General features: G+C 67.8%; 17 protein-coding genes, 1 tRNA gene and 2 pseudogenes. 13 read left to right on the forward strand and 7 right to left on the reverse strand.

The annotated features are described in order from the left end of the window. Positions 1-87 precede the first annotated feature (87 nt). The 7 genes and pseudogenes from ACO0LU_RS02570 to ACO0LU_RS02600 all read left to right on the forward strand — a co-directional run bounded on the left by ACO0LU_RS02570 (position 88) and on the right by ACO0LU_RS02600 (position 3,905). Complete coding sequence (locus ACO0LU_RS02570) at positions 88-1,371, forward strand: hypothetical protein (RefSeq protein WP_424789854.1); 1,284 nt, start codon at positions 88-90, stop codon at positions 1,369-1,371. Between the two features lie 152 nt (positions 1,372-1,523). Next, positions 1,524-1,596 (forward strand) — tRNA-Ala (locus tag ACO0LU_RS02575). Between the two features lie 196 nt (positions 1,597-1,792). Then, the gene (locus ACO0LU_RS02580) at positions 1,793-2,038 is read left to right on the forward strand and encodes an AbrB/MazE/SpoVT family DNA-binding domain-containing protein (RefSeq protein ID WP_424789855.1); all 246 of its coding nucleotides are present in this window, start codon (positions 1,793-1,795) and stop codon (positions 2,036-2,038) included. Continuing rightward, complete coding sequence (locus ACO0LU_RS02585; RefSeq protein WP_424789856.1) at positions 2,035-2,415, forward strand: type II toxin-antitoxin system VapC family toxin; 381 nt, start codon at positions 2,035-2,037, stop codon at positions 2,413-2,415. The genes ACO0LU_RS02580 and ACO0LU_RS02585 overlap by 4 nt, the downstream gene beginning before the upstream one ends. 82 nt (positions 2,416-2,497) lie before the next feature. After that, positions 2,498-2,614, forward strand: a pseudogene (locus ACO0LU_RS02590) (DNA-binding response regulator); the annotation flags it as partial. A gap of 129 nt (positions 2,615-2,743) precedes the next feature. Further along, positions 2,744-3,580, forward strand: coding sequence for a sigma-70 family RNA polymerase sigma factor (locus ACO0LU_RS02595; RefSeq protein WP_424789857.1), 837 nt, complete (start codon positions 2,744-2,746; stop codon positions 3,578-3,580). Between the two features lie 88 nt (positions 3,581-3,668). Continuing rightward, positions 3,669-3,905, forward strand: coding sequence for a hypothetical protein (locus ACO0LU_RS02600; RefSeq protein WP_424789858.1), 237 nt, complete (start codon positions 3,669-3,671; stop codon positions 3,903-3,905). A gap of 31 nt (positions 3,906-3,936) precedes the next feature. Here the strand turns inward: ACO0LU_RS02600 and ACO0LU_RS02605 are convergent, their stop codons facing one another. After that, the gene (locus tag ACO0LU_RS02605; RefSeq protein WP_424789859.1) at positions 3,937-4,419 is read right to left on the reverse strand and encodes a hypothetical protein; all 483 of its coding nucleotides are present in this window, start codon (positions 4,417-4,419) and stop codon (positions 3,937-3,939) included. Positions 4,420-4,636: 217 nt separating this feature from the next. Between ACO0LU_RS02605 and ACO0LU_RS02610 the strand changes: the two genes are divergently transcribed. Further along, the gene (locus ACO0LU_RS02610; protein ID WP_424789860.1) at positions 4,637-5,083 is read left to right on the forward strand and encodes an Lrp/AsnC family transcriptional regulator; all 447 of its coding nucleotides are present in this window, start codon (positions 4,637-4,639) and stop codon (positions 5,081-5,083) included. A 34-nt stretch (positions 5,084-5,117) separates the two neighbouring features. On the opposite strand, the pseudogene ACO0LU_RS02615 reads toward ACO0LU_RS02610, so the two are convergent. Further along, positions 5,118-6,256: pseudogene (locus ACO0LU_RS02615) on the reverse strand (serine hydrolase domain-containing protein). 93 nt (positions 6,257-6,349) lie between these two features. Here ACO0LU_RS02615 and ACO0LU_RS02620 point away from each other — a divergent pair. Then, positions 6,350-6,892, forward strand: a complete 543-nt coding sequence (locus tag ACO0LU_RS02620; protein ID WP_424789861.1) for a PadR family transcriptional regulator — start codon at positions 6,350-6,352, stop codon at positions 6,890-6,892. A 106-nt stretch (positions 6,893-6,998) separates the two neighbouring features. Here ACO0LU_RS02620 and ACO0LU_RS02625 read toward each other — a convergent pair whose 3' ends face one another. The 3 genes from ACO0LU_RS02625 to ACO0LU_RS02635 all read right to left on the reverse strand — a co-directional run bounded on the left by ACO0LU_RS02625 (position 6,999) and on the right by ACO0LU_RS02635 (position 8,340). Then, a complete protein-coding gene (locus ACO0LU_RS02625; RefSeq protein WP_424789862.1) occupies positions 6,999-7,556 on the reverse strand; it encodes a CGNR zinc finger domain-containing protein in 558 nt (185 codons plus the stop codon). Beyond that, positions 7,553-8,065 carry a GNAT family N-acetyltransferase gene (locus ACO0LU_RS02630; protein WP_424789863.1) on the reverse strand — a complete coding sequence of 171 codons (513 nt, stop codon included), beginning with the start codon at positions 8,063-8,065 and terminating at the stop codon, positions 7,553-7,555. Before ACO0LU_RS02630 ends, ACO0LU_RS02625 begins: the two co-directional genes overlap by 4 nt. 62 nt (positions 8,066-8,127) lie before the next feature. Further along, entirely contained in the window at positions 8,128-8,340 is a 213-nt protein-coding gene (locus ACO0LU_RS02635) for a hypothetical protein (RefSeq protein ID WP_424789864.1), read from the reverse strand. A 352-nt stretch (positions 8,341-8,692) separates the two neighbouring features. On the opposite strand from ACO0LU_RS02635, the gene ACO0LU_RS02640 reads away from it, so the two are divergent. Beyond that, on the forward strand, positions 8,693-9,712 hold the full coding sequence (locus ACO0LU_RS02640) for an aldo/keto reductase (RefSeq protein WP_424789865.1): 1,020 nt from the start codon (positions 8,693-8,695) through the stop codon (positions 9,710-9,712). Positions 9,713-9,861: 149 nt separating this feature from the next. Here the strand turns inward: ACO0LU_RS02640 and ACO0LU_RS02645 are convergent, their stop codons facing one another. Further along, the gene (locus ACO0LU_RS02645) at positions 9,862-10,257 is read right to left on the reverse strand and encodes a hypothetical protein (RefSeq protein WP_424789866.1); all 396 of its coding nucleotides are present in this window, start codon (positions 10,255-10,257) and stop codon (positions 9,862-9,864) included. 162 nt (positions 10,258-10,419) lie between these two features. On the opposite strand from ACO0LU_RS02645, the gene ACO0LU_RS02650 reads away from it, so the two are divergent. The 3 genes from ACO0LU_RS02650 to ACO0LU_RS02660 are packed head-to-tail and all read left to right on the forward strand — an operon-like array spanning position 10,420 to position 12,400. Beyond that, entirely contained in the window at positions 10,420-11,283 is an 864-nt protein-coding gene (locus ACO0LU_RS02650; protein ID WP_424789867.1) for a hypothetical protein, read from the forward strand. 44 nt (positions 11,284-11,327) lie between these two features. Continuing rightward, on the forward strand, positions 11,328-11,816 hold the full coding sequence (locus tag ACO0LU_RS02655) for a phage holin family protein (RefSeq protein WP_424790183.1): 489 nt from the start codon (positions 11,328-11,330) through the stop codon (positions 11,814-11,816). Further along, the gene (locus ACO0LU_RS02660; protein ID WP_424789868.1) at positions 11,813-12,400 is read left to right on the forward strand and encodes a DUF3618 domain-containing protein; all 588 of its coding nucleotides are present in this window, start codon (positions 11,813-11,815) and stop codon (positions 12,398-12,400) included. Before ACO0LU_RS02655 ends, ACO0LU_RS02660 begins: the two co-directional genes overlap by 4 nt. A 117-nt stretch (positions 12,401-12,517) precedes the next feature. On the opposite strand, the gene ACO0LU_RS02665 is transcribed toward ACO0LU_RS02660, so the two are convergent. After that, complete coding sequence (locus ACO0LU_RS02665; RefSeq protein ID WP_424789869.1) at positions 12,518-13,615, reverse strand: YihY/virulence factor BrkB family protein; 1,098 nt, start codon at positions 13,613-13,615, stop codon at positions 12,518-12,520. Positions 13,616-13,640: the final 25 nt, after the last annotated feature.

Here is a 13,640-nt window from a genome sequence, read left to right on the forward strand (position 1 = left end):
AATGCCACACCGGTCTTGGCCATGTCGGCACCGACACGCCGCACCGGCTGATCGATTCACCCGCCCGGCGGTTCTACCGTCAGGAGAGTGAGCACGGGACAGGTCGAGAGCGTGGCAGGGTTCGTCCTGTTGGCCATCGTGCTGATGTCTCTGGGCTACCTACTTCCCGCGCTGATCCGCTCCCGGCAAGTAGTCAGCGATGCGCGGGTCGATGACCGTTTCTCCACCAACCTGCGGGTGCTGGCCCGCGCCGGTGGAACCCCACCCCAATACTCCAGCACCGCTCGGGTGTACCTGCACACGCCCAGCGCCCGTGAACCGGAGGCCCCGATGGACCGCCAGCCCGCCCCACCCGCCTCGCGTAGCGCCGCCGAAGCCCGCCGGGTCGCGGCGATGCGCGCCGCCCGCGCTGCAGCGGCGAGCCGACGTGCCGCGGCCGCACGCCGTCGTCGGGTCTTGCTGCTCGGCCTGGTGTTCCTCACCGCCGCGTTGTGGACCCTGTTCGCCACCATCACGCTGCCTATCGCCGCCCCGATCGCGGCCTCAGTGCTGTTGGTGGCCGCCGGGGTGGCCGGGCGTCGCGCCGCGGTCCGGGCCGCGATCGCCGAGACCCGCGAGGCCGAACGCACCGACCGCACCACCCATACCGACCGCACGGCCCGCACCGGCCGCAACCCGAGTCGGCGCAGCGGAGCCGCGTCCCCCGCCGCCAGTGCCGAGCGTGCCGAGCAGGAGAGCCCGACGACGGCGACCGGTCCGGTCGCGGTGCGGCACGCCCGCCGTAGTTCCCAGGGCGAGGCCGCACCCGTTCCCGCCGAGACGCAGGAGCGCGGCGAGGCCACGAAGGCCGGGGCGGCCGACGGCGGAACCGGCGAGGGCGCACCGGTCGCCCCGCCCAAGCGCACCCCGGTCAGTGAACGCACCGGAAGCCTGCGGATCTCGGTGGATCCGGCCACGATCGATAATCCGGTTGCTCTTGACACAGCCGATGGTTGGACGCCGGTCCCGGTGCCACGGCCCACCTACACCCTCAAGGCGCCCGCGCCGCGCCGGGAGGTGGCCGCCTATGAGTCCCCGCAGTGGGAGCCCGCGCCGACGCCGGCCGATGCCGAGGTGGAGCGGGAGCTGACGCTGGCCGAGGTGGAGCAGACGGTGCGCGCGCGCACCGACGCCCAGGCGCCCCCGGCCACACCCGAGCAGGTTCTCGCCGAGCAGGAGTCCGCCCGCCTCGACACCCAGGGCGAGGCTGTCTCCGCGGCCGGGGCTACATCGTCGTCGGCTCCGGTGGCGGCCACCGGCACCGATGAGGCCAAGCGGCCCACGATGGATCTGCAGTCGGTGCTGGAGCGGCGCCGCGCCGTCGGGCAGTAGTCCGCGTTGAATGGTCCGCGTCCGGCAGTGGACCCCGACGCCGCCGGTTGCCGCCGCTGAGTGTCTGACGGCGGGTGCGCCCGGAGTGATGTGGTCCGTGCCACCAGGGGTGGGAATCACGGGGCACCGGGTGATAATCTTGAACCTGCCCTGGGGCTATGGCGCAGTTGGTAGCGCGTCTCGTTCGCAATGAGAAGGTCGGGGGTTCGAATCCCCCTAGCTCCACGTCCGGAAGGCCGCTGGTCCTGCATTAGTGCAGGTCAGCGGCCTTCGGTGTTCCGGGCGGGGACAAGATCGGCAAGGCTGCTCGGCGGTGGATCGACGAACTGCGAGCGCAGTCGCGCTGGCCGAACCACTTGGTGTGGACGACGGAGCAGGTCAGATTCTGGCACGAGGATGTGTCCAGTGGCACAATAGACACATGGATGCCACGCTCGTTCTCGGTCAGCAGGGTCGAATCGTCATTCCGGCTGAGATCCGCTCAACACTCGGACTTGCACCTGGCGATCAGTTGCACCTGCGCGTCGAAGGGCGACGAGTCGTACTCGAACTGCAGGAGGACGCTGTGGCCGAACTTCGAGGGCTGGCGTCTGAGGTTCCGAAGCAACGCTCGCTGGTCGATGAACTGCTGGCCGAGCGTCGCCTGGCGGCATCGAGGTCCGAGTGACGGTTCTCGACGCTTCTGCCGTCCTCGCCCTCTTGCACGATGAGCCAGGTGCTGAGCTGGTTGCCGCTGAGCTTGGTTCCGCATCCCTGGGCGCGGCCAACCTCGCTGAGGTGATCGGGAAACTGGTCGACGTTGGAGTCGAGTCAAGCCGAGTTCGTGGACTGCTAACCGCAGCCGGCGTCGTCATCGAGCCGGTACTGGAGGAGGACGCTGAGCTGGCAGGAGTCATGCGGTCACTGGAGGGAGGCAAGAGCGTCTCGCTTGGGGATCGGTGTTGTCTCGCGTTGACGGTCCGCAGTACCCCGGCTGAAGTCTTGACCGCCGATCGGGCGTGGGCCGACCTCGACCTCCCCGTGCGCGTACGGCTCATCCGATAGCGGATCCGCTACCGAGCAGCCCCGTCGTGGTCGTTAGCCCCCTGCTGTCGGCAACTGGCTGACCGGATGCCACTCGGTCCGGGCCACCATCAAGACCCACATCGGTCATCTCCTCACCAAACTCGACCTCCGCGACCGAGCGCAAGCCATCGTCCCCGCCTACGAGACCGGACTTATCCAGCCAGGAGACGCCACCTGACGATCTAACGTGTGGCTGGTCCGGCCGGATCCGACGCGCCCGCGCTCCTGGTGATTTGTGGCGGAGCGGTCACACTTGTGACGGCTCCTGCGTCACTCCGATAAAGGTATGGAAGGAAGGGCGATCGGTGTGAATCAGACGGAGGTCTTCGAGCGGGAGCGGCCTCGCTTAGCGCGCCTGGCAACTGGTGTGCTGCATGATCACGCTGAGGCCGAGGATGTGGTGCAGCAGGCGTGGCTGCGGTTGGAACGTTCCGACACACACATCGACTGCCTTCCGGCGTGGCTGACGACGGTGACCACACGCCTGTGCCTGGACCGGCTTCGGTCCCGAACGCCGGTGCCGGTGGAGGAGATAGAACCAAGCAGCCTCGCGCCCGATGTCGCGGAGGACGTCGCTCTGGCTGATACGGTCGGCGTCGCCCTGCAGGTAGTGCTGGATCGGCTCTCGCCGCCGGAGCGCGTGGCGTTCGTGCTGCATGACAGTTTCGGTTTCGAGTTCTCCACTGTTGCCGCCATGCTCGAGACCACACCGGTGGCGGCCCGCAAACTGGCCTCGCGGGCCCGCGCGAAGGTGCGCCAGCCCACATCCGAGGCCCAGGTGTCCAACTGGGAGGTCGTGGACGCGTTCATGGCTGCAGCGCGTAATGGCGAGTTCGACCGGCTGCTACGGCTCCTTGCCCCAGAGGCTGTGGTGAGCGCCGATGCCGCCGCGGTCCTCATTGGCACGCCGGAGCGGATCGAGGGGCGTCACGAGGTGGCGACGTTCTTCAACGGCAGCGCGCACGCTGCGCTGCCGGTCTACATCGATGACCGGCCTGCTGCGGCCTGGTTCCACCGAGGAGAGGCGAAGGTCGTCTTCGATTTCACCCTGCGCAACGGGGTGGTCAGCAGTATCACCTTCCGCGCAGAGCCCGAGGTGCTGGCCCGGGTGTCGCGCCGCGAGGGCCCAGAACGACGCTCCTGATCTCTGCGGTCACACCCGCTGCTTCCTGCTCGTCATCCAGATGTAGGACCCATGAAAACGATCACCACTACCACCTAAGGAAACGATCATGAAGACTATGACCTGCCGTCAGCTGGGAGGACCCTGCGACCTTGAACACACTGGAGAAACTGCCGACCTCGTGATCAAAGCGCAGGACCGCCACCTCAGGGAAGCGGCGAAGGCCGGCGATGCATCCCACCAGCCAGCCCGTGACGCCATGAAAGGTCGCTGGCGCCATCCGAGGAAGTCACTCGATTGGTATCGCGATGTGCAGAACACCTTCGCCGACCTTCCCAAGAACTGAGAACCCCAGCACGACGTGCGTCTCGGCCAGCTCAGAAGATCACGCCCGTGACCATGAGTATGCCGAGTATGCCCACGATGCCGTTTCCGATCAGCGTTGTCAGGTGTCGAAACCGTGCACCGGTCTTCCAGCGTAGAATGGCTCCAGCGAGCACCAACAGGAGTTGCCAACTCAGCGATGCCAGAGCGACTCCCGCGACGAACAATACGGCAGTGACAGTGGAGTTCGAGGTTGTCGAGAAGCCGGTCACGATCGCCGCGAAGTAGACCAAGGTCGCAGGGTTGATCGCCGTCAGGCCGAAGAACAGCACGTAGCGGTGGCTGGACCGCGTGTGGCTGGCGTCATCGCTAGGTTTGGACTCGACGATCGAGCGTCTCGTCCGGAGCAGATTCCAGGTGGCGAGCGTGACCAGGGCCGTGCCACCGGTGACGCTCGGCCACGGAGCCCAGGCCGCGATCACCGGCGCGAATGCGGCACCAGCCACCACAGCAGTAATGCAGTACAGCAGGTCCACGGTTGCGACGGCGAGAGCCGCGGGTGCACCGCTGGGCCACCCCCGGAGAGTTCCCTCGTGGATCAGTAGCACTCCGATGGCTCCGAGAGGGACCGCCAGAGCCAGCCCCACGACCAGGCCGGCCCCGAACGCGGCGACGAACTCCATGCCGACGAGTGTCACGGCACAAGGAGAGGTGGCTGCATGAAGATGCCCTAACCGTGAGACAATTCACCATGTGGACCGCATTAACGAGCAGATCATCAGCATTCTTCGCGCGAATGGCCGCGCTTCATTCAGCGCGATCGGGCGACAGGTCGGGTTGAGTACCAATGCTGTTGCGGTCAGGGTCCGACGGTTAGAGCACAGCGGTGTCATCGTGGGGTATCAAGCGGTGCTGGGCTCTGACGTCCCCGAGAGCGCAACTGGGCTGGAGGCGTTCATCGATGTGCGCCTGCATCCGGAGCGCGGTTCCGAAGAGTTTCTCGCATGGGCGATCGGAGTCCGCCAGATCATCGACGCGGTGCACGTCACCGGCCCCTACGATTACCTGCTACGCGTGCGTGCCAGAGACACCGCCGCGCTCGACCGTCTGCTCAGACTGCTGAAGAAGGACGGCGGAGCTGCCCAGACACAGACCCGGCTCGCCCTCCGGGAGACAGTTGGACCACCCCCGTCGCCGTAGCGCCGCGTGGATCGAGGCCGCCCGCTGCCACCACTCAGGCGCGCGCCCAGATCCGTAGGCACCGGGCCATGATGCGGAACGGGAGCGCATGCGCCTGCGTCTGGTCCACCGTGCCGGCCAGGTGCACCCCGAGTTCGGGGCAGGTGAACAGCCAGGTGCCGGTCGAGCCGGAGTGTCCCACGAGGGTGACCGGCGCGCGCGAGGGCGACACGAGCCGGTTCACCGTGAAAATCATCGTGCCCACCCCGTAGCGAAGCCCTGGTGCGTTGCGCAGCCGGTTCGCGCGCTCGGTGAGCAGGTGCCGGCTGCCGGGATCCCGGAACGGATGGCCGGCCACCAGCGCCCGTTCGAAGACGAGCAGGTCACCGGTGGTGCTGATCAGGTCGTTGCTGGAGGCCAGGACGCCGTCGACGGCCACCCGGCGGCGCCGGGCATGCAGCGGCAACTGCGCCGGCAGGTCCACTGCCGCGGGCCGACCGGCGGGATGCCAGGTCCGGTCCAGGCCGAGCGGGACGGTGATGCGCTCGGTGAGAAGCTCTGGAAGGAGCGGGCGGTCACCGACTCCAGGATGCGGATCAGGAACTGGAATCCGGTGTCGGAGTACCGGGCCCGTTGTCGGGGCGCACTCAGATCCTGCGGATCGAAGTGCGGGCGTTGCTGGTCGCGGGTGATGTCGAGGACGTCGTCGAAATCCCAGGAGGTGTCCTGGCCTGCCCGCAGTTGCTTGAACAGGCTTGGTGCGCCGCGCCGGCGTTCGAAGAAGTCCGGCAGGCCGGAGGTGTGGCTGGCGAGGTGGCGCACGGTGATCTCGCCCGAGCGGTCCACTCCGCCGCGCACGTGCAGCCCGGTGGTGACCGAATCGGGCAGGTAGGCGGTGATGGGGGCGTCCAGGTCAACCTCATCGCGTTCGTAGGCCTGCAACAGCAGCGTGATGATGAACCGCTTGGTGATCGAGGCGATGAAGAACGGCGTGGAGGGGCGAACCTGAGGTTCGTCGTCGGCCGGTCCGGCAGCGCCGGACCAGGAGCGCCCATCGTCATCGGTGATGGCCAGGTTGACATGGTGTAGCCCGGACCTGGCACTGAGGGTGCGCACCAGGGCTCTCAATCCGGCATCGACGTCAGCGCTGACGTGATTGTCGGGTGCGAGGAAGGTGCGCCGTGATGCTCTCATCGATGTCCTTTCATCGTGACCTGTCTACTAGACATGTCTACTAGACATGTCTACTAGACATGTCTATGAGGGTCAACGGAATAGACTCCTCTGATGGCACACGTGATCCTTGGCCTCCTGCTCCTGCGCCCGCAGAGCCTGTACGAGTTGATCAAGAACGTCGAGGTGGGCGTCTCCCTCGTCTATAGCGCGAGTTCGGGCAGCATCAAACGGGCGCTGGACAGCCTCCTGAGCAAGGGCTTGATCGAGATCGTCAGAGTGGATCCGGGCGGTCGGGGCAAGAAGACTTACCGCACAACCAAGGCGGGCCGCCAGGAGTTCCACGAATGGATGACGGGGGAGATCACCGGGCCTCAGTTGGAACTGGCGGCGCTGCCCCGGCTGTTCTTCCTGGGTCTGTTGGAACCGGAGGACCGCGTGCCCGTGTTGCGCAGAATGCAGGAGCGAGCCACCGCAGACCTCGCCGAGTTCACCGCATTGCAGGAGCGCCTGGAGACCATGCAGGTGCCTGCGGAGTTCAGCGATGTGTTCGCCTACCAGCGCGCCACGCTGGACTACGGGATCACCATGGGTCGCCATGCGGTGGCGTGGTTCGACGCGTTGGCGCAGGGAGCGGGCGCCGCATCCGACAGGTGAGGCCGATGGGGCGGATGACGGCGTGATGTGAGGCCGCGCCGCTCTGCCGCGTCGTCCCGCACCAGGGCGTCGCCCGGCGCAGCGTATTCGTCGTGACCAGGCCGAACTAAGCCCGAGTGGCGGATCGGTAGCGGGCAACCTTGGCCTGGTTGCCGCATGTCTTCATGCTGCACCAACGGCGTCGGCGGCCGCGGGAGGAGTCGATGAAGAACCAGCCGCACCGGTCGCAGGCGCGCACGCCCTGCGGTGGTGGATCGAGCGCGAGCGTGATGGCGTTCAGGGCCACCGCCGCCAACCCACCGTAGGCATTGCGCGACGCGAGGGACCCATCGGAACCGATGGCCAGGTCGGCGGTGGAGCAGCGGGCGGTGTCCAGCAGACCTGCGAAGGCTGTTGCGGGTATGGTCTGCCCGTCCCTGTGAGCATCGAAGACGGTCCATATCAACGCTCGTAGTGCGCGAGCATGTTCAAGAGCCGACTCGGTCACGGCGGGCTCGCCGCCCGGAAGCAGGCGGGTGCGGGTGAGCCAGGTGGCGAATGCGTCGGTGCCGGTGAACAGGTCCAGGCCTGGTTCGGGCCGGCGGCGGTAGACGGTGTTGGCGAAGTCGAGTGCGAGATTCCCGGCTATGAAGTGCTCATCGAGCCAGGCGGTGGGGGCGCTCACGGCAGTCGATACCTCATGACGGGTCGATCGTGCTTGGGCCGGGCGACCTCGGTGAACCCGGTGGCGCGGAACGCGCTGGCGAGGCCGGTCATCGCAGTGTCGGGTCCGGCTCTGCGACCCTGGGAAGGATCGACGGGGTAGGCCTCGACGGTCCGGGTCATCGAAGTCCTGGCGAGGTGGTCACACACGGCGGTGATCCACGCAGACAACAGCCCTTCGCCGCGGTGGCTCTTCCTCAGCAGCAGGCAGGTCAACGCGATGACCGGTTGGTCATCGACCGGTTTGAGTAGCGCCGAGCGTTGCATGCGGGGAAAGTCGGTGCGGTCGCCGAAGCCGCACCATGCAACCGGGTCCTCGTCGAGATAGCCCACCACTCCCGGCGGCCGCTCGCTCTCTGCCAATGCACGCATGGCCGTCCTGTTGCCCTCGCCCTTGTTCTCCATCCATTCGTCGATGCTCAGCCGCCAATGCATGCACCAGCAGCCCCGGGCGCCGCCGCGGCTGCCCATCACCGTCTCGAAGTCGCCCCAGGTGGCCGGTCCGAGAGGCTTGACCGTTAGGGGTGATGCCGTCATGCGACCACCCGTGCTCGGTCGAAGACGTCGCGGGTGAATCTGACGAGCAGATCGGCGACCTCGGCGGCATGAGACCCCAACAGGGACGAACTGGGTGCCCCGTGCAGCAGCACGACGGCCGTTGACGACGGAAGACCGGCCTCGCGGTAGTGCACCAGCATGCCGCCGACCACCCGGCTCCGATACCTCGTCTTGGCTGTGGTCCTCATCGCGGACTCCTCTCACATTTGCGTGTACGACCACGAATGTAACCTTACTGAGAGTATTCAACGGTTACAACTAGTCGAAGTCCGTTGCTGTGCGGGCGTGGGTCAGGTCGGGGACACCCACGTCAGGTCGCACATCACCGCGAAGTGGTCGGACGGGAAGAACCCCTCCACGGGTTTCCCCGAGGGCGGTGACGGCCTCGACGGTGATCTGCGCACCGGTCGCAACCCGGGGCTGCCGGCTGTGGCATCGCGGGCTCGATGGGCGCGTCCAGACGCAACCAGTTCTGGCTCTTGACCTGGAGTGCACTCCAGGGAGCACAGTGATGACACGAAGCCCGGAAGGAGTCATCGCATGACCACGAACATCACCCGCACGCCCCCACGCAGACTCGGCCGTGACGGTCCCGAGGTCTCCGCGCTCGGCGCCGGGACCTGGGCCATGGGTGGCCCCTTCACCGTCGACGGTCGTGACGCGGGATGGGGACCGGCCGATGACGAGGTGAGCCTGCGCGCCCTACGCACCGCCTTCGACCGCGGCGTCACCCTGATCGACACCGCGGCGATCTACGGGACCGGGCACAGCGAACGCGTCCTGGGCCGTGCCCTGGCGGAACTGGACCCCGGCGGCCGGGATCGCGTCGTCGTCGCGACCAAGTTCGGCCACCTCTTCGAGGAGTCCACCCGCACCGACCGCGGACACGACGTGTCCGCGGCCAGCATCCGCACCCAGTGCGAGGCGAGCCTGCGACGGCTGGGCATCGAGGCCATCGGCCTCTATCAACTTCATGGCGGCGCCCGGAGCGTCGCCGAGGCTGAAGAGGTCGTCGCCACCTGCGAGGAGCTCGTCGATGCCGGGAAGATCCGGTGGTTCGGCACCAGCCAGGACGCGCCGGAGATCGTCGAGGCCTTCGCGTCGTCGCGGCATTGCGTAGCCGTGCAGACGCAGGTCAACGTGTTCGGGTGGTCCTGCGCTGTCTTCGACGTCGCCCGCGTCCACGGGCTCGCCATCCTTGCCCGATCACCGCTCGCGATGGGTCTGCTCAGTGGCCGCTACGCGCCCGACCGCCGTCCCGGCCCGGGCGACGTCCGGCTCGATACCCCCTGGTGGACGTACTTCGATGAGGATGAGATGCAGGCCTGGCTGGAACGCCTGGACCGCGTCCGCGAACTCCTCACCGCCGAGGGGCGCAGCCTGGTCCAGGGCGCGCTCGGCTACCTGTGGGCCCTGGACGAGGCGATCATCCCGCTGCCCGGCATCCGCACTCCCGAGCAGGCCCAGGAGAACGCGGCCACTCTCGGGCTGGGGCCGCTACCGGCGCCCGTCGCCGAGCGGATCACCGCGTTGCTTGCCGACTCCCCGGAGCGCCGCTGAAGCCCGCCGCTGCGCCACCTCCTACCGGGCAGGCCACCGTCCCGGAGCGATACCCTGCCCGAACGAAGGGAGTACCCCGACGTGCTTCGGCCTCCGGCCTCCTACGACGCGCCGGCCTGCACCCAGGCAGCCGGACCGACCGTGTTCGCTCAGGGACTGGTCACGGCGTTCAGGTTGTGCTGGAAGCGCAGGCGCTCGCTGCTGCTGGGCCAGTGCTCGGCCAGGAGTTGGCGGTAGATCATCGCGGCATCCCCCTGACGCCCGTTCTCGTTCAGCCAGGAGGCCTTGTGCTCACGGACGAAACTGCGATAGACCCGCTGCTCCAACGCGATGCCTTGGTCATAGGCCGCTTCGACCTGCCGGGCATCGGCGCCCGATTTCTGCAGCACGGTGGCCAGGTTGACCGCCATCACCGACCGATCGACCTGCGGCAGGGTGGCGCTGTTGATCAGACGATGGAATATCTGGACCGCCTCCTGCGCCCGGCCCCCCTCGAAGGCCGCGTTGGCTTGCTGCGTGAGATCCGAGTACTCCTGATGGTCCATGGCCAGCAAGGTAGCGGATGAGGGTGGTCAACACCCCGCATCCCGCGTCGAGGAGCCTTTCTCGAGGTTGAGCGCGCGCAATCGCCCAGGTCCGCGCACACTGATCTCCTCCCTCGACCCATCCGGGCGTCGAGACGGATCAGAACCGGAAGGACCGAATCGATGACTGAGGACATCAACCGCCCTCCCCAGGGCCCCACAGTCTCAGGCGGGGGCGTCACCGACCCAGTCGGTGACCCCATGCCCCAGACGTCCGAGCCGATTGCGGCGACCGGGCCCCACGACTCTGGCGGCCCACCCTCTGACAGCAGGGCTGATACAGCCAAGCAAGAGGCGTCCAAGACCGCACAGAACGCTCAAGCACAGGCCGCGCACGTCGCCGAGACCGCCGCGGACGAGGCCAAACAAACCGTTGGGGAGGCCAAGCGCCAGGCGATGGATCTGCTGCGGCAGACGTCGACCGAACTGAACGAACAGGCCGGGACCCAGTTGGAGCGGTTCACGAACGGGCTTCGAGGGTTCTCCTCCCAAGCACGCCAGATGGCCGATGGAGCCGAGCAGGACGGTAGCGCCGCGACCCTCGTGCGGTGGGCCTCGGAGACCGCCGGCGACGCCGGGCGCTGGTTGGAGGGCCGCGACCCTTCGGCCGTACTGGAGGAGGTCAAGCGTTACGCCCGTCGTCGTCCGGGCATGTTCGTGCTCGTCGCCGCCGGGTTGGGCCTGGCGGCCGGAAGGATCGCGCGCAGTCTCAAGGATGCCGGGCAGGACGACGGCGGTGCTCACGCGGCGGGCAGTGGCGCTTCACCGGCGTCCGCACCGGCCGCGGTGACGGGAGGGAGCACGTCCGGCGCGGCAGTGCCGGTGCCGGCAGCGGCTCCGCCTCCAGTACCGGCAGCGACCCCACCCCCGGTGCCGCCCCGACCGCGTACTGCAGACAGGGTCCCGCCCCCCACCATTCCGCCGGCGGCACCGGGTCCTTCCGGTGGCCGGCCCAGCGGGCGGCATGACGAAGGAAGGGCCACCTGATGACCACCACGCCAGAGCACAGACCCGAGCCCGCGGTCGGGCCCATGTCGCAGGCAGGGCCAGCGGGGGACGCCGGCACGCCCCACGGCGTCGCAGCCGGGCAGCCCGAGGCCTCCTCGACGTCCCGCCCCGAGGACGCCACGGTCGGAGAGTTGCTCGGCAACCTCACCGCTGACTTCTCCACCCTGGTGCGCCAGGAGGTGGAGTTGGCCAAGGCCGAGATCACCGAGAGCGTCAGCAAGGCCGGTAAAGGAGCCGGACTGTTCGGCGGCGCGGGCGTGGCCGGGCACTTCGTGCTGCTGTTCGCTTCGCTCGCCCTGTGGTGGGCCCTGGGCGTGCTGCTCAGCGCGGAAGGAGCGGACTGGCCCGCACTGGGCTGGTCCGGCCTGATCGTCGCCGTCCTCTGGGCGATCGTCGCCGCCATCTTGGCCGTCACCGGCCGCAAGGAGATCAAGGAGATCGAGGGCATTCCCCAGACCACCCGGACCGTCAAGAAGATCCCGGACGCTGTGAAAGGACAGGAACACCGATGAGTACCAGAGACCCAGATGAGATCCGTCGAGACGTCGAACGCACCCGGGCTGACCTCAGCCGGGATGTCGACGCGCTCACCGACAAGACCAGCCCCCGGAACATCGCCCACCGTCAGGGGGAGAAGGTCCGTGACGCGGTCGCCGGGGCCAAGGACAAGGTCTTCGGGGCTGCCGAGGACGCCTCGACCTCGATCGGCGCCCAGACCTCCCGAGCCGGCGACATGGCACGCGAAGCCCCGCATCGGGTGAAGGAGAGGGCTGAGGGCAACCCCTTGGCTGCCGGCCTGGTCGCCTTCGGCGCCGGATTGTTGGTCGCCGGGCTGATCCCCTCCTCCCGCAAGGAGCGTGAACTCGTAGATCAGGCCAAGTCCAGTGACGCGGTCAGCCACGCGACTGAGGAGGTCAAGTCGATGGCAAGCGAGAGTGCCGAGCACCTCCGCGAGCCCGCCGAGCAGGCGGTGCAGGAGGTCAGGGACACTGCCACCGAAGGCGCGCAGCATGTGCGCGAGGAAGGCACGGACGCCGCTCAGGACGTTCGTTCACAGGCCGAGGACTCGGCCCAGAACGTGCGCGAGAGCAACTGAACCCAGGCCGCCTCTCCCACAGACGAGGGTCCCCGGCACGTACGCCGGGGACCTTCGTCGGTCTGTTGGGGTGGCAACGGTGACCATCTCCTGACGTGAACCCGTGGGGCCGGGCAGTCAGCGGCTGCTGCCACCCCGGCGGCTGCTGCCACCCCGGCGGCTGGTGCGACCCTCACCACGGCCCTCGCCCTTTCTGCCCGCGCTACGGCGGATCGTGCTCGCCTCCTCGACCAGGTCCGCACGCTTGCCCCTCTTCTTCACGATCTGGGTGTCGTCGCGGGGCGGCAGTTGGATGTGCTCCTCGGCCGGCATGTCGCTCTGCAGCTCGCGGCCGCGTTCGAGTTCGGCGTCGAACTCCGCGCCGAAGAGGATGGCCAGATTCATGATCCACAGCCACAGCAGGAAGATGATCACTCCGGCCAGCGCGCCGTAGGTGGCGTTGTAGGAGCCGAAGTTGGCCACGTAGAACCCCAGGCCCGCGGTAGCCACGGCGGCCGCCACGATCGCCAGGAGCGCCCCGGGGCTGACCCAGCGCAGTCTCTTCATCTTCACGTTCGGGGTCATGTAGTACAGCAGCGCGAGCACGAGCATCACGATCAGGACCAGCACCGGCCATTTCGCGATGTCCCACACCAGCACCGCCGTCTCTCCCAGGCCCACCAGATTCCCGACCCAGCGGGCAACCGGGCCGCTGACCACCAGGATCAGCGCCGCGATCGCGACCAGGATGATCAGCACCGCGGTCAGCAGGTACATCAGCGGGCGCAACTTCCAGATCGGACGACCTTCGGCGACCTCATAGACCGCATTCATCGCCCGGCTGAAGGCGTTGACGTAGTTCGACGCGGTCCAGAGCGCGGTGAGGATACCGAACACCAGGCCCAGCCCGGCGCCCTGGCTCTCCGTGATCGAACTGATCGGGCCGCGCAGTTGCGCGGCGGTGTCCTCGGGCAGGTACTCGGTCAGCATGTTCAAGATCGCATTCGTGGTGGCCTCCCCCTGGCCGAGCACGCCGAGCAGGGAGACCAGCACCACCAGCGCCGGGAACATCGACAGCACCGCGAAGTAGGTCAGGGCGGCGGCACGGTCGACGAGCTGATCGCGGGTGAATTCCGCTGCGGCCCGCTTCAGGGTGTACTTCCAGGTAGGCGCCTCCAGATCCGTGGGACCTTTGGGGTTGCGGTCCCCGGCGCGCGCTGACTTTTTCGTGCTCATGGCAGAAGCGTCATGCACTTTGGCC

The organism is Pseudactinotalea sp. Z1748 (assembly GCF_049725185.1).
In the GTDB taxonomy this organism is placed as follows: Bacteria; Actinomycetota; Actinomycetes; order Actinomycetales; family Beutenbergiaceae; genus CALKWS01.